15 protein-coding genes are annotated in these 17,870 nt (G+C 41.3%); 8 read left to right on the top strand and 7 right to left on the bottom strand.

Features of this window, described 5'->3' with window-relative positions; all coding sequences use genetic code 11:
* The first annotated feature begins 28 nt into the window (after positions 1–28).
* Complete coding sequence (locus tag NLP_RS23125; RefSeq protein WP_104908398.1) at positions 29–439, top strand: hypothetical protein; 411 nt, start codon at positions 29–31, stop codon at positions 437–439.
* A gap of 70 nt (positions 440–509) precedes the next feature.
* Positions 510–1,544, top strand: a complete 1,035-nt coding sequence (locus NLP_RS23120) for an isochorismatase (protein ID WP_104908397.1) — start codon at positions 510–512, stop codon at positions 1,542–1,544.
* Between the two features lie 159 nt (positions 1,545–1,703).
* Here NLP_RS23120 and NLP_RS23115 read toward each other — a convergent pair whose 3' ends face one another.
* On the bottom strand, positions 1,704–2,597 hold the full coding sequence (locus NLP_RS23115) for a LysM peptidoglycan-binding domain-containing M23 family metallopeptidase (RefSeq protein WP_104908396.1): 894 nt from the start codon (positions 2,595–2,597) through the stop codon (positions 1,704–1,706).
* Positions 2,598–2,804: 207 nt separating this feature from the next.
* Between NLP_RS23115 and NLP_RS23110 the strand changes: the two genes are divergently transcribed.
* Positions 2,805–4,013, top strand: coding sequence for an HhoA/HhoB/HtrA family serine endopeptidase (locus NLP_RS23110; protein ID WP_104908395.1), 1,209 nt, complete (start codon positions 2,805–2,807; stop codon positions 4,011–4,013).
* A gap of 256 nt (positions 4,014–4,269) precedes the next feature.
* Here NLP_RS23110 and NLP_RS23105 read toward each other — a convergent pair whose 3' ends face one another.
* The 3 genes from NLP_RS23105 to ispD all read right to left on the bottom strand — a co-directional run bounded on the left by NLP_RS23105 (position 4,270) and on the right by ispD (position 6,207).
* Complete coding sequence (locus NLP_RS23105) at positions 4,270–4,617, bottom strand: DUF760 domain-containing protein (RefSeq protein ID WP_104908394.1); 348 nt, start codon at positions 4,615–4,617, stop codon at positions 4,270–4,272.
* Between the two features lie 169 nt (positions 4,618–4,786).
* The gene (scpB, locus tag NLP_RS23100) at positions 4,787–5,329 is read right to left on the bottom strand and encodes an SMC-Scp complex subunit ScpB (protein ID WP_104908393.1); all 543 of its coding nucleotides are present in this window, start codon (positions 5,327–5,329) and stop codon (positions 4,787–4,789) included.
* A gap of 194 nt (positions 5,330–5,523) precedes the next feature.
* A complete protein-coding gene (ispD, locus tag NLP_RS23095; RefSeq protein ID WP_104908392.1) occupies positions 5,524–6,207 on the bottom strand; it encodes a 2-C-methyl-D-erythritol 4-phosphate cytidylyltransferase in 684 nt (227 codons plus the stop codon).
* Between the two features lie 69 nt (positions 6,208–6,276).
* On the opposite strand from ispD, the gene NLP_RS23090 reads away from it, so the two are divergent.
* Positions 6,277–7,236 carry a glycosyltransferase family 9 protein gene (locus tag NLP_RS23090; protein WP_104908391.1) on the top strand — a complete coding sequence of 320 codons (960 nt, stop codon included), beginning with the start codon at positions 6,277–6,279 and terminating at the stop codon, positions 7,234–7,236.
* A 745-nt stretch (positions 7,237–7,981) separates the two neighbouring features.
* Here the strand turns inward: NLP_RS23090 and NLP_RS23085 are convergent.
* Both NLP_RS23085 and NLP_RS23080 read right to left on the bottom strand, forming a co-directional pair.
* On the bottom strand, positions 7,982–8,710 hold the full coding sequence (locus NLP_RS23085) for a class I SAM-dependent methyltransferase (protein ID WP_104908390.1): 729 nt from the start codon (positions 8,708–8,710) through the stop codon (positions 7,982–7,984).
* A 435-nt stretch (positions 8,711–9,145) separates the two neighbouring features.
* On the bottom strand, positions 9,146–9,616 hold the full coding sequence (locus tag NLP_RS23080; RefSeq protein WP_104909991.1) for a CRR6 family NdhI maturation factor: 471 nt from the start codon (positions 9,614–9,616) through the stop codon (positions 9,146–9,148).
* Positions 9,617–10,301: 685 nt separating this feature from the next.
* Here NLP_RS23080 and NLP_RS23075 point away from each other — a divergent pair.
* Positions 10,302–10,748 (top strand): Fur family transcriptional regulator, encoded by a 447-nt coding sequence (locus tag NLP_RS23075; protein WP_104908389.1) that lies wholly within the window; start codon positions 10,302–10,304, stop codon positions 10,746–10,748.
* Positions 10,749–10,799: 51 nt separating this feature from the next.
* On the opposite strand, the gene NLP_RS23070 is transcribed toward NLP_RS23075, so the two are convergent.
* The gene (locus NLP_RS23070; protein WP_104908388.1) at positions 10,800–13,832 is read right to left on the bottom strand and encodes a pentapeptide repeat-containing protein; all 3,033 of its coding nucleotides are present in this window, start codon (positions 13,830–13,832) and stop codon (positions 10,800–10,802) included.
* 143 nt (positions 13,833–13,975) lie between these two features.
* Here NLP_RS23070 and NLP_RS23065 point away from each other — a divergent pair, with 143 nt between their 5' ends.
* The 3 genes from NLP_RS23065 to NLP_RS23055 all read left to right on the top strand — a co-directional run bounded on the left by NLP_RS23065 (position 13,976) and on the right by NLP_RS23055 (position 17,776).
* A complete protein-coding gene (locus NLP_RS23065; RefSeq protein ID WP_104909990.1) occupies positions 13,976–15,727 on the top strand; it encodes a DUF3685 domain-containing protein in 1,752 nt (583 codons plus the stop codon).
* Positions 15,728–15,783: 56 nt separating this feature from the next.
* Entirely contained in the window at positions 15,784–16,491 is a 708-nt protein-coding gene (locus NLP_RS23060) for a diacylglycerol/polyprenol kinase family protein (RefSeq protein WP_104908387.1), read from the top strand.
* A 688-nt stretch (positions 16,492–17,179) separates the two neighbouring features.
* Positions 17,180–17,776 (top strand): DUF4360 domain-containing protein, encoded by a 597-nt coding sequence (locus tag NLP_RS23055; protein ID WP_158680504.1) that lies wholly within the window; start codon positions 17,180–17,182, stop codon positions 17,774–17,776.
* Positions 17,777–17,870: the final 94 nt, after the last annotated feature.

Below are 17,870 nucleotides of genomic sequence, written 5' to 3'. Positions count from 1 at the left end.
TAAAAATCGACCTGACAGCAGTTGATTGATGTTAAATGACTTTTTCTGGTCGTGTATTGGCTATTACAATCATGCAAATACTCAATGTAGAGGTACACAGAAATTTTATACGCAGGATATTGGTTTAATGCATAAAGCAAATGTCTTTGAACTTAAGTTATCAAATGCCGAACTAAGTCAGAGTTTTACACCTAAAAATATCCAAATTACAGTGGTTGATCGTGTTAGACAGCATTTGAAGGTAGAAAATAGCGATGTACTATGCCCCATACATCATGTACCTATGGTCTTACGTGAAAAATGCAATCACTCAGATGTTGTTATAGATATGTTTTACCTGCAATGTCCGCATTTTGGATGTCAACAGCTTGTTAAATTGAAGTCAGCCGCACAAATTGCTGCATTTTTGCACAGTAAAGAAGGAAGGGGAATTTTGTAGTAAAAACTTTGTCAAGTATTATATCTAACTGAGTTAAGCCTAGTAATTATCAACACAAGTGTAGAATTATATGAACACCCAAATAACACCCCAACAACTAATTCCCCCACACTTTAACCCAGAAGAAGTGGGCAAAGTCTGGCGCGTAGCTTATCAAGAACGTGCCGCTGAAGCTGAAATCTGGGCAAAACAACACGAGATAAAACCAGCATCTTTAGATAAAACCCGTATTTGCCTACTGTTAATTGATGTCCAAAACACCTTCTGTATCCCTGGATTTGAATTATTTGTAGGTGGAAAATCGGGGAATGCGGCGGTGGATGATAACGTCAGATTATCTGAGTTTATCTATCGAAACTTGGGAATAATCACGAAAATTGTACCAACTCTAGATACTCACACTGCAACGCAAATTTTCCATCCAATCTTTTGGGTGAACGCTGCGGGAGAACATCCCACTCCAGCAGCAACTAGCATCACACCTTTAGATATTCAACAAGGTATCTGGAAAGTTAACCCAGCAGTTGCTAACAGTGTTACTAATGGGGATTATGAATTATTAGAAAAACACGCTTACCATTACCTTAAAAAACTCAGTCAAGATGGGAAATATCCCCTTACTGTTTGGCCTTATCATTCTATGTTGGGTGGTATCGGTCATGCTCTAGTTTCATCGGTAGAAGAAGCGATATTTTTCCACGGTATTGCGCGTCAGAGTCAAACGCAATTTGAAATAAAAGGTGAAAATCCTTTAACAGAAAACTATTCCATCTTACGTCCAGAAGTGTTGGAAGATTTTGAACAACGTCCACTTGCTCAAAAGAATACGCTGCTGATTAAACAACTTTTAGAATATGATGCAGTAATTATTGGTGGTCAAGCTAAAAGTCACTGCGTCGCTTGGACGATTGACGATTTATTAACAGAAATTAAACAGGTAGATGTTACTCTGGCGAAAAAAGTCTATCTGCTAGAAGATTGCACTTCCCCCGTTGTTGTTCCTGGTGTTGTGGACTATACAGAACAGGCAGATGCAGCATTTAGAAGGTTTGCAGAGGCAGGAATGCACATCGTCAAATCTAGCGAATTTGGGAATAGGACATAGGGCATGGGGCACTTGTACTGAGCGACTTGCCCTCTTGGTAGTCGTTGGCGCAGCCTCTCGTAGAGAAGGGAGTCGAAGTTATTGGGCATTGGGTTTAGTAGTCTCCCCCTGCTTCCTCATCCCCTATTTGCTATTCCCTACTCCCTACTCCCCATTTCTTCATTTCTTTAAATAACCCTTGGGATCTTGCGCTACCCAACCCAGAGATGAGCTAGAACGCACTTCAAAATGGAGATGCGGCTGAGTGGATGTTGGTTTTCCACTAGTGCCTACTGTTCCTAGTAAGTCTCCTTTTTTCACTTGTTGACCGACAGTAACTTTGATACTGTCAAGCTGGGCGTAGCGGCTTTGAAGTCCGCCACTGTGGTTAATAATGACCAACTTGCCATAAGAACCTTGATCGCTAGCAAAGGCTACAGTTCCAGGTGCGATCGCTAGCACATTAGTACCAACTGGTGATAATAAGTCAACACCACTGTGGAAGAAAACTTCACCTGTCGCAGGATTAATTTGCCAGCCATAAGCTAATCCCACAGCTGCCACTTGTGCTAAGGGATATCCAGACAAGGATGCACGGTTTGGTGTACCTGCATCAGTAGGCAAAGGGGACTTAGTTACAACACCATTAGGCGACCAATTTACCCCCGGAACAAACACGATTCTGGGGTTTTGTTGGCAGCCATTCACCTCAAACAGGCTATCAGCACGAACTTTATATTGTGCCGCCACTTGTCGCCAAGTTTGACCGCGAGGCACTTCGACTACAATCCCATTGTAGGGAGGAATCTGAAGCACACTACCAAGGGCGGCAGCTGCACCATTCTGCAAAGCTGGATTCATGCCAATAATAGTTGTCGGAATGAGATTGTAGCGCTGCGCTATGCTCTCCAAAGTTTCGCCACGAACAACTTTATGGCGTTGGAAGCGAGATAGGGCTGGAGTTGAGCAACCACCCACAGCAGCCTTAGCACTGTTTGAGTATGGCAGTATGCTTACTAGGCCCAAGGCGCTAACTAAGCTACAGAGAAACAGTTGACGAAAGGGTAAAGTCATGTACACAGGTCAATAGCGCATTAACTTTAGATTTTAGATGGGAAGAATAGGAATTGGGGAGCAGGGGAAAATTGAAGTTGCAGTAAGTTTTTCTCCTGTGCCCCATGCCCAATGCCTAATTTCTCGTAAATTGATCTGTCCACTTGCCGTTAGCTTGACTACACTTAGAAATTAGCAACTGCATTGCTGTTCTTGAGCAAAACAATTATGAAGTTATCCTTAAAGCAACTGGCGGTTTATGTATTTTTACTGCTAATTGGCGGTAGTGTAGGTTTGTTTGGCAGTCGCTATCTCATACCGCAAAATCGCTCGTTCCAACAGCTAAAAAATGTAACAATAGCTTCGCCGCCAGAATCCGTAGTTCCGAATTCTCCTAACGGAGCTATTGGGGCTACTGGTGGCGATAACGTGAATTTTATTGCGACGGCAGTGCAAAAAGTTGGGCCGGCTGTAGTGCGAATTAATGCCACTCGCAAAGTAGCCAATCCTATCTCTGATGCTTTGAAAAATCCCATCTTGCGGCGATTCTTTGGAGAGGATGACCAACCAATTCCTCAAGAACGCATTGAGCGCGGTACAGGATCGGGATTTATTTTGAGTGAAGATGGGGAATTACTCACCAACGCTCATGTAGTGGCAGATACAGATACAGTACAAGTTACCCTTAAGGATGGTCGAAGTCTAGAGGGTAAAGTGGTAGGAGTTGATTCTGTAACAGATGTGGCGGTGGTAAAAATAAAAGCGAATGATTTGCCGACAGTAAAACTGGGCAATTCGCAAAATCTGATCCCAGGAGAATGGGCGATCGCTATTGGCAATCCTCTAGGTTTAGATAATACTGTTACTATCGGCATCATCAGCGCTACCGATCGCACTAGCACTCAAGTTGGTGTCCCAGATAAGCGAGTCAGCTTTATCCAAACTGATGCCGCAATTAACCCTGGTAATTCTGGTGGCCCCTTATTAAACGCCCAAGGCGAAGTGATTGGTATTAATACAGCCATCCGCGCTGATGCTCAAGGGCTTGGTTTCGCCATCCCCATTGAAACCGCCGCCCGCATCGCCAATGAACTTTTTACTAAAGGGCGTGTGGAACATCCTTTCTTAGGTATTGAAATGGCAGACCTTTCTCCCATCAGAAAACAGCAAATTAATCAAGAAAATCAGCTGAACATTCAGCAGGATGCTGGAATTGTGATTAAAGGAGTCACAGATGATTCCCCGGCCAAGCGTGGAGGACTGCTTCCTGGAGACGTGATTCAAAAATTTAATGGTAAACCAGTCAAAACTTCAGCCCAAGTTCAAAGGCTGGTAGAGTCGAGCAAAGTTGGAGACACTATAGCTATCGAAGTCAACCGCAGCGGTAAAATCCAAACCTTTAAAGTCCAATCAGGAGCTTATCCTGAAAGGAAGTAGTCAAAATAATTCGTAATTCGTAATTCGTGCTTACAAGATGCTCTCTACGAGACGCTAAAAGCGTAGCTTGCTTCTTTGAAAGAGTACGCGAACTCGCTAAAGCTGTGCTATCAATGGAAGATTTAACTTTCCATAAATATCTTGTTGACCACTAAATTTTAATTCAGTGTCGGCTACTATACCTTTTTTAATTACGAATTACGAATTAGTCGTTATTTGGTCAATAGTTCCAGAATGTTTGATTACTGACTATTAATTATTGACCATTAGACAAATGCTCTAACTGCATTCTTTGTTCCATCTGGCGCAGAAAATACCCCGTCATCATGGCTGACGCTAGAAGTCCAGCTAAATTCTCCCGATCTGTTGTGATTTGCACGTTGAAATTTTCTGCCGGGAGCATCCCCACTAGCCCTTGGACATTTTGCGAGATGATTTGTTTAATTTCCGGGCTGGCGGACTGAGCAATCCTAGCTAAAACATCAGGAGACTGATGCTGTAGATATTTGAGTAACTGATTAGGGTATTCCTCAGAGTGGTCGGAAAGAAGTTGATTAGGGTGTTCCTCGGAGTTGTCATTCAAAAAGTCAGGATTAAACACCATTGGCAGTTTTATTTAGCTTAATTGCTAACTCTACTCTAAACCATAGTACAAGGGTAGCGCATTCACCACAGTTATAAGTCAAGAGGAGGGGAGTGAGGAGTAGGGAATAATCAATAGTTCTTCTTCCTCTAGCTCCCCTGTTCCTCAATCCCCTTCATCCCTCAACTCCCTACTCCCCACTCCCCACTCCCTTCAGTTCTAGTTCTAGTTCTAGTTGTTCTTCCTTCTGGCTGGTAGAAAGTATTTGCGGGAGTTGTTCAATTTGGAAATACTGATGAAATTTCGGTGTTACTTGGAGTGAGTAGGAGCGAGAATCGCTGTCTCGACGCTTGCGGATAAAACCAAGTTCCACAAGTTCTGGAACGTGTTGATATACTCCCGAACCGCGCAGGTTAATTAAATCGCTCTGGAGTATGGGACTATTGAGGGCGATCGCTGCCAAAGTTCGCAATGCACCTACACCCAATTCTACTGGTATCATTGTTTGCACCAGATCGTGAAAGTCAGATCGTAGTTGCAAACTATAACCATCTGTGGTTTCTATTACCTCTAGGGCGCTATCTCGGTGGGCATAGTTGTCCATGAGTTCAATTATGCCTTCTTTGACAGTGGCGCGATCGCACGCGGCATACTCGGCGATTTCGCCGAGCGACAAGGGTTTACCTTTTAAATAGAGAATTGCTTCTATCTTCGTCGCTGTGGCTGTAATCATTTAGTCATTAGTCGTTAGTCATTGGTCATTAGTCATTGGTCATTAGTACATGACAACTAACAATCAACAAGTGTGTGGCATTATATCGTAAATTGTCAAAGTATTTTTTAAAAATTTTAAATTTGGCATTGGGATTAGGGGAGAGGTGACAGATGACAGGGAATAATCTTTACCCTATTCCCTTCTTCACTCCCTCAAAAGCCTCTATTTGTAAGAATAAATTCTGCGATCGCTAAATCTTGGGGAGTGGTCACTTTTAAATTTGTCTCCTCTCCCTCGACAATTCGGACTTCGATGCCGCACTTTTCAAATAAAGCAGCATCGTCTGTTACTTCCCAACCTTGACGAACTCCTTCAGCATGACACTGTTTCAACAACTTGACATCAAATCCTTGGGGAGTTTGTGCCGCCCATAGTTGTCGTCTGTCGGGTGTCTCTTGAATTATGCCTTGTTCGTTGACAACTTTGATGGTGTCTTTGACGGGTACACCAGCAATTAAACCGGGACAGTGGTAAATGGCCTCGGCACAAGAATTAAATAAATCTGGTGTGGCTAGGCATCTGGCGCCATCATGAATCAACACTTGTTCTGCGGCTATTGGTAGAGATTGCAAGCCATTGTAAACAGATTCTTGGCGGGTGGAGCCGCCTTGAATCAATTCCACTGGTTTAGTCAGCTTTAGATCGGCAATAATTGCTTTGAACTCTGGCCAATCGTTAGACTGAGAAATAATCCCGATCCAACTGATTGTACTGGCGGCTTCTGCGGCTAATAAAGTCCAAGCAATAATTGGTTGCGATCGCACGAGTAGCAGGAGTTTATTGCGGTTACTACCCATTCTTTTTCCGATTCCAGCTGCGGGAATTAGTAAATACACAGAATTCCTCAATCTTTAAGCTATATATTTTCCCCTAAAATAGGGAGCGAGTAAGCGTCAATAAATATTATGCGAGTAGTAGCCCTTGTACCTGGCGGAATTGGCGACCAAATTCTCTTCTTTCCGACTCTAGATGACCTGAAGCGCCATTACCCTAACGCTCAGATAGATGTCGTTGTTGAACCCCGGTCAAAGGCTGCCTACCGAGTGAGCAAGTCAGTTCACGAGGTACTGAACTTTGATTTTAATGACCGTAACAGTCTGGCAGATTGGGGTAATTTAGTGGGGACAATTCGCGATCGCGAATATGATGTTGCCATTGCTGTTAAGCAAAATTGGTTGGTAGGTCTTTTACTCTGGTTAACGGGAATTCCTATACGTATTGGCTACCAAGGCAAAGGATCGGGTTTTCTTACCCATGCTGTGCCGTTCAAACCATCCCAATATGCGGCGGCAGTATATCACGACTTGCTGCAACCGTTGGAAATAAATAGCCCTGTCCCAGAGTTAGCAGTAAATGTGCCAAAACCAGATATTGAGTGGGCACAAAAGGAACAAAAACGTTTAGGGGTTCATGAAACAGGCTATATCTTGATTCATGGCGGTTCTGGCCAGTTATTACAGGCTAAAGAACTAGATAAAATCTACCCTGTCGAGAATTGGCAGCAAATTATTCAAGCCTTCCAACAAAAGCAGCCGGATCTGCCTGTGGTGGTTATTAAGGGACTTGATGATGAGCTGTTTGTGCGATCGCTTCTGGAGTCTTCTCCAGATATCAAGGTGACTGCCCCAGATGATATTGGTAAGTTAACTGCCATAATTGCCGGGGCAAATTTGATGTTATCTACTGATAGCGCGGCATTACAACTGAGTGTTGCAGTTCAAACCTATACCATTGCCGTATTTGGTCCCAGCGATCCAGCTAAGTTGTTGCCGAAAAACGACAAATTCCTGGCTATTGAATCCCTCACGGGAAAAACAGCGGATATTTCACCAAACACAGTTTTAGAAAAAATTTGGGGTGGCTAAACCAGTAGTTTTCCCAAACTTAGATACCTAGAACAGAGAGTAAGTCTCAAAACCTCTCTCTTTACAGGAGAGAGGTGAATGTATATTCCATACAAATGAAAAGCTCTATAATTTATCACTCAGCCGTTATCACAAGTTGGGAACGGCTTTCAGTTTTTATTTAGACAAATCGATCTATTCTAGTGCGTTATAGCATTTCCAAAAATCTTTGCAACGTATTAATTGGCCGTAGGGGCATACAGATGTATGCCCCTACTTATTTACAGCAGATTGCAAGTTAATGAAGTACAAAAATACCCCTCCCTAACCCTCCCCTTGGAAAGGGGAGGGAACTATATTGGGAATTTTCCCCCAATGCATCGGGGGGATTAAGGGGGGTAAGAATGTACTTCATTTAGATGCAAAATGCTGTATCTGTATCAGATATTTCGTGAAATGATATTATCCTTCACTAATACACCCTAAAAAATTGGATTTTTTAATAGGGAATCTCTTAACTTAAGGTGAGTTCAACGAACCTCTTCCACCTAGTACAGCTTGGCGTAAATAAACATACCATTTCAAATGGCGCAAGAGCTTGGAATACAATTCTTTTGACTTTTGACTTTTGACTTTTGACTTCCGCCTTGCGGTACTAGCCCAATACCGTTCAGTTAAATCTAAAATCTTTAGATATGCGTTAGCCCAGCAAGCATCTCTACAGATTGAGGTCAAATTCCCCATCTAAAATCCAAAATGGTATTAATTAGAGGCAAGCAATAAATGTCCAGCTTGCCATATATGTTCCCACAAATATACTGGGATAATCAGCATTACTATCGGAAACAAACCAGTCAGGAGTCGCTTTCTGCTGTCGAACCCTCTTTTCCAAACCAATTTGTAGAGATATATTCTCGTGAACAATTTTTGCATTGGCAATTTCTAGCATTTTCTCTATTGACTTTTGTAGCCACTCTGCTCGAACAAACAAACTGTGAGATGGATGATCGCCGTAGCAAAAAGGTACAATGAGAACAAGATATCCTTTGTCGTTTAGTATTTTATTCAGGCAAAATTGAATAATTTCTTGATCGTCTTTTTTTTCTTGGGTATCTTTGTTAATGCTGTGAAATAACAAACCCGCTAGCACGACTGCATCAAATTTTTGATTATCTTCAACAAGTTCAGACAGGAAAAGCGATAAATCTTTGGTAACAAACTTTCTATTTGGGTAGAGTTTTAAACATTGTTCAATAGCTAATTCACTGTGATCGACTCCTAGATAGTCACATCGAGCTGGAAGATATTTGCTTAAAGCCCCATTACCGCATCCTAAATCTAATAAAGAGAATGAGTTTTCTGGAAAAGCGTTACTTAAAAAACCACCTGTAGGTGTATATCGGGTAATATTTTCCGGGGATTCAAAGTAAGAATAATAGTCATCTTGGAAACGTTCTTCTTCAGATGTTGCACGCTCAGGTACTAAATTTTTCATTCCAAAACCCTCATTTTTTCAAGCTTGTTTGATTACAAAATTGCTCTTTCAGGATCTTGCGAAACTACTGAAAGCGCTTTGAAACAAGTATAAAATCTAACTTGTTATCTTTCCTGTATCAGAAACAGGTTTCTATTCTCAGCATATTTGCTATAGTTAATTTAAAAAATATCTTTTTAGATAGATAAAAATTTCATCCTTAGAGGACGTTTTAAATATCGCAAAATATAGTATACATCAATACGATTCAGTTAAGTTTTTGGTATCGATTTCGGCAAATAGAGGCGCGAAATTATACTTCGTGTCGATGCGCTAACGCTTCTCTACAGAGGATTTAGGGCTTAACTGAACAATATTGCAATCTAAGAAGAATAACCTCACACAGTCCACTAAAACGAAGAAAATTTTCTCAAAATTCCATGACCTATTAGCTATTTAAAATATTTCAAAAAAAGCATCATCTAATTCATAACCTAGAATTTGCGCCATAGACTTTAGCCGCGAGAGGCTGGGGATATCTTGCTGTTTAAGCCAGTCACCTAAAGTAAAGATTTTATGCATCAAAAATATTTCTAAGGCTTCAGGATTGTATTGAATGCCTTCTTGGGAACTGAACTGGTGTGGTACAAGCATGGCGGCATAACGGGCAAATTCCCCAGCTTTCCAATCTAGTAAAAATGGCAACCAGGGATATTTGGCATCTAGACGCACAAACCACAGTCGCACCTCTGGAATTTCTGAGAGTTCTCGTGGGTCGCCAGGTTGGAGATCGTAATTGACATCAAAGCGTAGCTGCTGTTCGTGGGATGCAACCCCATCTTGCAGCAGTTTTTCAATCACTGTTGATGCAGGGGACAGATCCAGATTGTTAATGAAGTCATTATTGAGTGTGATCGCAATTGTCATTGATTCAGCAGCCACTTTATTGATGCTCAACTGTAGGATCGAGAATATACAGTAGCAGCTTTCAGGGATTGACGCTACATTAACTTTTGATAGCACAAAGTCTTCTTCATAAATCAATTAGTATTTACTGATACTTTTTTGCTAATAATTTCGTCAACCCATACAAGGTTTAAACACAAGTCTGACCTTGCTCAAATTTATTTGATACTTTTAGTTAATTTTCGCTGGTTATAACAAATATACATCCATTAATAGCCTTGATATGAGCTACTGGCGATGCCTGCGGTAAATGCTCACCTACGCCACTCACTTCACCGATGTTTACTAAAATTAAATGTTACTTTTATCATTGCTATAATTACTCGCATCTAATAAATAATTACTACACGATTAATATGGTACGCCATTAGAATCAGCCTACTTGGGCAAGACAATAGCTGCCCCAAGGTGGACATTTACAGCAATTTTAAGTTAAAGTTGTAATGAGTTTGTTTTAGATTAAGGTCTGATCAAAGTAACCGTCAACAAGCAAAAAAAAAATCATAATCGCACCTGTCACTTCCCCAGCATCAAAAGCCAAAACATAAGTGTAGGTAAAACAGCGGTGTGCAATATCATTGCATATATTAAATAACCAATAAACATTTAGATCGGAAAATTCCCCTAACAGTTAACAAGCTGTAATATGCAAAAACAAACAATTACTACAAAACCAATTCGTTCCTTAGAAGATGCACTTGAGCGCTGTCAAATCCTGGGTATGCGCGTCAGTCGTCAGCGCCGCTTTATTCTGGAATTACTTTGGCAAGCAAATGAACATCTTGCTGCAAGAGAGATTTATGATCGCTTGAACCACCAAGGTAAAGAGATCGGTCATACCTCTGTTTATCAAAATTTAGAAGCATTATCCAGTCAAGGCATCATTGAGTGTATTGAACGCTGTGATGGGCGTTTGTACGGCAACATTAGTGACTCTCACAGTCATATTAACTGTGTGGATACAAATCAAATTCTTGATGTTCATGTGGAACTACCAGAAGATTTGATCCGCAAAATTGAAGAAGAAACAGGAGTGCGGATTACTGACTACAGTATTAACTTTTTTGGCTACCGCAACCCGGAAGAGGTCTAGGGACTAGGGACTGAGGACTGGGAAGATGAACCAATCCCGATTCCCTATTCCCTATTCTCCAATCAAGTTATTGCCAAAAACTGTCTCATCCTCGATATTATCATCTAAATCTACTGACAAAATTGTGCCTTCACAGCTTTCAATTAGTCCGATTGCAGGGATCTTGTTCCAATTAACCTTTGTGTTTGGCGTGATTTGTACGGTGTTTAAGAAAGGCTGCTGCGATGCCTGCGGCGGTAAACTACGCAAATGTTTCAGTTTTTGAAACAACTCTTTAGATAATAAAGCACCATTATCAGCGGCCAATTTTTTGTCAGTTGTAGCAAGGATGGCGTCAAATAAGCAGGCATTGGTGAGATCGGCAGAATTAAGATTTGTCCCCATAAGGTTTGCCTGTTGCAGGTTTGCGCCTGTAAGATTTGCCTGTTGTAGGTTTGCACCTGTAAGATTTGCGTATTGTAGGTTTGCGCCTGCGAGGTTCGCCTGTTGCAAATTAGCTCCAGCCAAATTCGCCCCCATTAACTCCGCATTAGATAAGTTTGTTTGCTCAAGATTTACTCCAGTTAACATCACTTGCGATAAAAAGGCTCCCGATAAATTGAGTCCAGCCAGAGACTTGATTCGGGTTGCAAAGGCACTTTTATGCAAAACCGTTGTCCTAGCAATTAGCACACTCAGCACTTCTGGATTGAATTCTGTCAAATTGACTGGATTCCCACAAGGCCAAAAAGGAACTTTTGTTTCTCGGTAGCAAGTACAAAGCAATAAAAACACATTCATTCCCACAGCAGCATTCACCTGTTCAACATTCACAAGGTTTTGCAGGGCATGAAAATTAGTCAAAGCCTTGTGGGCTATCCCCTCATCTAACCAACGTCCTTGACAGTAAGCACGCCAGAAAGATAAAAGACGTTGAAACAGAACTTCAAACGAAAATTTGTGCTTTTGTTGGCGACGCAATCCGGCGATCGCTAGTTCTTCAATTTCTTGGCTAAGTATCCCGTAACCTAGTAAATTATAAATATTCTGGGCTACGCTACTAGGAGAATCAAGAACAAAAGTGGGCGTACCATAAGCTTCCTCTTGATACTGAGTCAGAAATTTAAGTTGGGCAGCAATTGCATCTGCACAAAGAGATTCTCCTAACTTGAGATGCGAAAACTCAATTAAACTACTTTTCGCTGCACTTTCGCCTGAGCTTTCTACATCCCAAATTTTAAAATAAAAGGCTGGTAAAGTATTAAATTCACCAGCTAGATTAATTTGATGACGTTGCGAGTGTAAAATTTTAAGAGCGATCGCTTGCATCTGCTCAAGTAAATCTTGGGGATGACGACCGGCGAGTAAATTAGCGATCGCTTCTGGAGTCCGATGAATATGAGCCGTACCCGAACGCAGTAGCATTGTTTTGATCCCACCACTTAGCGGATAACCCAACAACCATCGACTCAGGCGATGATAAATTTCCGATAACAGAAAAGACTTTTGGGTATTAGCAGCTAACTGCAATAGTTCATCATCTAGCAATCCCTCGCGGTGCAAGATGCCCAACAAATGCAGCATTAGGGGTTGACGGACAAGGGCGGATAATTCTCTTAACTTTAATTGGCTGGTAAATAACCCTGCCTGTTTGAGAAATGTAAAGAAATTTTGAGTGATGGGCAATGATTGCACTTTTGCCCACTGTTGAAACCATTGTTTGAGTTCGTCCACATCCAACGGCTGAATAATAATTCGCCTCAACAATAGTGGTAGTTCGGAGATGATTTCTGGTAATGTCTTTGACCGACTCGTTAACACAATTTTGTGGCGGTGCTGAGATTGAAAGTTTAGTAATTGCTGAATAAAAATTGCTTGTGCTCTGATACTCTGAGTAGAATGGGGCAATTCATCCAGACCATCCAGCAGCAACAGACAAGGGAGATTTTCTTGCTCTAACCAAGTTGAAAGATTAACGGGAAAGGCAGAATTTAGAGTTTCGATGAGAGTTTTACCGTATTTTACATCTCGCAACTTAATTACTATAGGCATCCAAGTAGGGTATAATTCCTCTGCTACCTGTGCTGCCCAAAGTTGGCAAAAACTAGTTTTTCCATAACCAGGTTCCGACTCAATAACAGCGATCGTTTCTAAATCAGTTAGCTGTTTCTGCACCCATGTTTTTAAATCAACTGGTTTAATAGTTTTTTTATCTTGCTCAGAAATATTTTCCTCTATTGGTAAACCTTTTTGTGGTATATAGATATCTTTAAGAGCAAAGGATTCCATTAGCAAAGGGATGCTGAGGTTTTTAATCAAACTTGCACGGTAATGTTCTCGGTGCAAATCAATTTTTTCACTGACTGTAGAACCAACTTCTGGGGTAATGAAATTGGGAGATAATGAAATCCCCAAACGGAAAAATTTTTGCAGTTGGGCTAAAGGTGCAGCATTTTCGGTGACGACTACCAATATGTCACCAGGAAGTGAGTTGACCAAACGCTGTGTTAGGAGTTTCGCTTCCGGTTCTTCTGCACCATTGGCAACTAACCAAGCTATAGCAGCGTTATTTATTTGTTGCACCAGTAATGAATCTGCAACTGAAGACAGTGCTTGTTCAGCTTGAGTATCAGTCAATTTACCTGGGCTGAGAGTTTTCAGCAATCCTTGTAGTTGCGGATCTTGGAGAATGAATTTACCCACATCCTCTTTAAGTATGTGTGGTTGTATGGGTATAATTGCCCGGTCTAACCACGGCTTTTGTAAGCTTGCTTCCTGCTCTAGAATTGCTTGCAAAGCCTGGAGATAGGCAATTTGAAAGGCTAGCCATGTGCCTTCGTTACGTTTTAACGGTTTTTTTTGGCTGAGGCTACGTAACAGTTTTTCTGTCAACTGGGAAATGACACTGATTTCTTCCCAAACAATATTTAAGGGCAGTTCTAAAACCTCTACCAAGGTACAGATATCAAAAGGCATTAGGCTTTTGACTTCCATATCCTGAACAATATGGTAGGCAATACCTGCCAATTGCCCCTCAGAAAAGCCTTTGATTTGATTGATTGCGATATGGCGTTCTGCCAACCAGTGCCGAATACTCAGGTTCATTTAATTACACAGTGAAGGCTGCATAAGGCAATTATGATCGATTTATCAGTTTGCGAAAACAGGTGACAATGGGGAAGACAAAGTTTTGTATCAAAGCTGTTTTCTGATTGGTAAAAAACAGTGCTGATGTAATTGAGTGGATTATGAGCGATCGCCCTCTAAAATTATTGTTAATCGACCAAGACCCGATTTTTCGTCTGGGATTACGGGTAGCCCTCGAAGCGATTCCTAACCTGGAAGCGATCGCAGTTGTAGAAACTGATACCGTTGCCTTGCAGATTCTAGCAGAAATTGCTGAAAAAGACCCTAATCAGGTAAATTTGGTAGTTTTGGAATTCGGTAATGGTCGCTCCACCACCAGTCAACAGCTAGGTTTACAATTCTGTCGGCAACTCAGAGCCTTATATCCCAACCTACCAATTTTGCTCCTGAGTTCTATTCAAGAACAAGGACTGCTATTGGCGGCGAAATCTGTTGGTGTAAATGGCTACTGCCTCAAAGGTACACCACTTCTTGAGTTAGTCGCCGCCATGCAAGAAGTTGCAGATGGTGGTTCCTATTGGTTCCAGGACACGCAAGCAATAATAACTCCTAATTCCCCACTCCTAACTCCTAACTCCTCACTCCCTTTCTCTAAACTGCGAAATAATTTACGTTTGTCAGGAATTGCTAACATTGACGCTACCCTAGCCGCAGTAACAGCACAATTACAAGTTCCCGGACTACCAGTACTAGATCGAGCAATTCTAGCTGGACAGGGGCGAGAACTGCTAGCGGCTCGTTGGTTACTAAATCGGTTGTTGGTTTCACCACCAGAAAGGCAAGAGGAACAGATTCCGGTTGCTGATCGGCCGCCTTTGACTCCTTCATTAAGTAGTGCCATTCAACAAAGGCAAACTATATCTTCTTTACTTAGTCCAGGAAGCCTACAATCTGCCTTATTTACATCTTGTATTACCAAACTTCAATTACCTTTAATAAATGTCACAGATATACCTTTAGAAATTGACATCTTTCGTGAAGATAAAAAACGGGAATTACTTTATCTTATTTTGCAAAAATTGGCTAACCAATTGGATGAACTGCGTACTTCTCAAATAGAGATAAATCAATTATATGAACTAAAAAATACTTTAACAAGTGATTTATGGCAAGCAACAATTACAGATTTTTTTGGCAAATTTTCTCGGATAAAAATAGTTAATCAAAATATAGAAGTCGTTAATTTGTTGCTGGAAAATATAGAGGTTGTGCAAAAAGATATTCTCAATAAAATCCCGCTAGTTTATGAGTTGTATTCTTATCTATTATTTCAAACAGAGTTGAACATTGATAATATCTCTTATCCAGTAGTGAGTGATGAAGCCAAATCTCAAGCATTAATGATTTTAGAGAACTTGTTGATTCAGGTAGGGAATGGAGTAGTACAACCGCTGCTAAATTATTTAGCAGATGTAGAAGAGATTAAGCAAAAATTTTATGGACGTCAATTGATTTCTACAAGAGAGATTGAACGGTTTAGAAATGATTTGTCGTGGAAATATAAATTTAAAAATTATATAAACGAGCCAAAAGCAGTTTTTGAAAGTCGCTATGAGCTATTTGTAATTGCGCCTCGTGGTATTGCCAATACTTCAGTTTATGCTCCTCGAAATCAGGAGTTAGTAAAACTTTCTAATATTCCTTTAGTAGTAACATTGCTCCTAGAATTTAGTGATGCGATCGCACCGCGTCTAAAATCGCTAGTAGCTTTTGTAGGTAGCGGTATAGTTTTTATCCTTACCCAAATAGTTGGTCGGGGTTTAGGTTTAATCGGTCGTGGTATTCTTCAAGGTATTGGTAGCGTTTCGTCAGTAGAAAAAAACTTTAGACGAAATAGCGATCGACCTAAGTGAACCAGCAAAGCAGAGGGGCCACTTTCTGTAAGTCTTTCTCCAATGACAAATGACAAATGACAAATGATTTTATCGGGCTAGCAATTTCTTATGTTTACGCTATCAGTCTGCTTGTGATTGGCGAGGGATTGCGTAAGCTGTTTGGTGTGAAGCCGGATTTGACTCGCAAAGTAATCCATATTGGTGCAGGGATGTGGGCTTTCGGCGTCCTGCTACTGTTTAGAAACTGGGAAATCGGAATTATACCTTTTGCTACCTTTATCGGATTGAACTACCTGTTTTACCGCTACCGAATCATCGGCGCAATGGATACCCAGGATAGCTCACCCGGTACAGTTTATTTCGCTATCTCAGTGACACTGCTGTTCGGGCTACTATGGCGACCGGAGGGGCCAGTAGATAGCGCTCCAATTGCTGTAGCAGGGATAATGGCCATGACCTGGGGTGATGCACTAGCAGCATTAATCGGTAGACGTTTTGGGCAACATAAATACCAAGTGGGAAGTTCTATACGTTCCTGGGAAGGTTCAGCAGCAATGTTTGTAGCGAGTACAGTAGTGATTTTCTTGGTGCTGTTACTGCTACCTGGTTCGTCGCTGAGTCCCCTGGCAACGCCTTTAAGTTTCGGGTGGGCCTTGTTGACGGCGGTGGTAACTGCTACTTTTGCAACTTTAGCAGAGGCAGTTTCGCCCCACGGCACAGATAACCTCAGCGTACCTCTAACAGCGGCGGGAGTAATTTGGATTTTCATACGGGGTTTTTAAGGCACTCCCAATTACCTCGTTCCCAGTCTACAAGTAGAATTTCAGCCACTTAATAATATAAATTTTCAATAAAAACAGTTATTTCACTGCGATGTCTGCGGCGATCTGTGACGCTCGACGGCTCACTAACGCTGCGCTATCGATATCTCACTATTAAATCGGCGATTTATAGCCCTAATTTTTAGCACCCAACTTTGGAGTACTACTCCTCCATACTACCTGCATACTACTAGCTTGAAATTGGCAGTGTTCGGAGACACAATATATCTGTGATCGAGAACACACACTTGCTGATTAAGATAACTATATGATTTTCACCACACGGAAATACAGCAAGAATACATCTTATAACTTGATGTCCATCTTCTTTCTGTTAACTCCAGCGATATACAGTTATGCTTCATTTCCTGATTGAGCAAAAATTGTCAAAGCATACCTGAAAGGATTTCCCACAATTGAAGAAGGCAGAAGCCTGTAAGTATCAATCAAAACTTTAGTTATGGGTAATTGCCCACTACTATAACAATATTGTGTCGAGATATGTAACACCAGACACAAAGCATCCTTGCTTCAATCTCATGCTTTTAAGCGTGGGATTAAAGCAAAGATGCCTTCATACCTCGTACCTTCTGGCTTCTAAATGCATTTTTCATCAATAAACAATTCTAGCAACATAGGTACAATCAATATGAACTTTAAACAATTTGGTGTATTACTATCTGTATCTACAATTCTTGGAATCAACGTGATTGCGACCAAGGTTTTGGCTGAAGACCCGCCTAGTATTACTTTTGGAGATGCACTCGGGTCTGGCGGATGTAGTGTTGCCGATCAGCTTCCTGGAGAGGATGGTAGAAGCTTATCGATCGTCTTGGATAACTTTAATGCATTCAATGGTCAGCGTAAAAAGTGTATTTTACGTGTTCAAACTTTTATTCCAAGTGGTTTCATCGTCCAAGATGTACAAGTACTGTACCAAGGAACTACTGATCTTGATAGAGGGAGTAAAGGTACCAGTTTAAACAGAACTTATAGCTTTAGTGGTGGTGCTCTTGGTCAAGCCGTAGCTCCCCCTCAAACTACCAAGTTTACATCTAGTAAGGCATTTGCGGAGCAAGATGAGATTACTGTTCTAGCTGCTACAGGTTTATGTAGTGGTGGTGGGCAAGGACTATTAGGTATTAATCTGATTGCACAATCCTCATCAGGAAGTTCTATTTTCGTTGATACAGCCGATCTCAATGCTGGGGATGTGAGACTTTATTTTGACCTAAAGCGTTGCTAGTCCTTGGTTTTAGCGATTCTGCGGATAGATGGTGATACACCGCACCAAATTCCAAATTTAGTGGTCTTCAATGAGTGGTGAGTCTAAATCCCCC

The sequence above is a fragment of the Nostoc sp. 'Lobaria pulmonaria (5183) cyanobiont' genome (assembly GCF_002949795.1).
Taxonomy (GTDB): Bacteria; Cyanobacteriota; Cyanobacteriia; order Cyanobacteriales; family Nostocaceae; genus Nostoc.
This window is presented reverse-complemented; position numbering and strand designations above follow the sequence as displayed.

Bases quoted from the DNA above. Each gene is read 5' to 3' on its own strand.
- NLP_RS23125 (WP_104908398.1), top strand. From the start codon at position 29: ATGTTAAATGACTTTTTCTGGTCGTGTATTGGCTATTACAATCATGCA.
- NLP_RS23120 (WP_104908397.1), top strand. From the start codon at position 510: ATGAACACCCAAATAACACCCCAACAACTAATTCCCCCACACTTTAAC.
- NLP_RS23115 (WP_104908396.1), bottom strand. From the start codon at position 2,597: ATGACTTTACCCTTTCGTCAACTGTTTCTCTGTAGCTTAGTTAGCGCC.
- NLP_RS23110 (WP_104908395.1), top strand. From the start codon at position 2,805: ATGAAGTTATCCTTAAAGCAACTGGCGGTTTATGTATTTTTACTGCTA.
- NLP_RS23105 (WP_104908394.1), bottom strand. From the start codon at position 4,617: ATGGTGTTTAATCCTGACTTTTTGAATGACAACTCCGAGGAACACCCT.
- scpB (WP_104908393.1), bottom strand. From the start codon at position 5,329: ATGATTACAGCCACAGCGACGAAGATAGAAGCAATTCTCTATTTAAAA.
- NLP_RS23090 (WP_104908391.1), top strand. From the start codon at position 6,277: ATGCGAGTAGTAGCCCTTGTACCTGGCGGAATTGGCGACCAAATTCTC.
- NLP_RS23085 (WP_104908390.1), bottom strand. From the start codon at position 8,710: ATGAAAAATTTAGTACCTGAGCGTGCAACATCTGAAGAAGAACGTTTC.
- NLP_RS23080 (WP_104909991.1), bottom strand. From the start codon at position 9,616: ATGACAATTGCGATCACACTCAATAATGACTTCATTAACAATCTGGAT.
- NLP_RS23075 (WP_104908389.1), top strand. From the start codon at position 10,302: ATGCAAAAACAAACAATTACTACAAAACCAATTCGTTCCTTAGAAGAT.
- NLP_RS23070 (WP_104908388.1), bottom strand. From the start codon at position 13,832: ATGAACCTGAGTATTCGGCACTGGTTGGCAGAACGCCATATCGCAATC.
- NLP_RS23065 (WP_104909990.1), top strand. From the start codon at position 13,976: ATGAGCGATCGCCCTCTAAAATTATTGTTAATCGACCAAGACCCGATT.
- NLP_RS23060 (WP_104908387.1), top strand. From the start codon at position 15,784: ATGACAAATGATTTTATCGGGCTAGCAATTTCTTATGTTTACGCTATC.
- NLP_RS23055 (WP_158680504.1), top strand. From the start codon at position 17,180: ATGAACTTTAAACAATTTGGTGTATTACTATCTGTATCTACAATTCTT.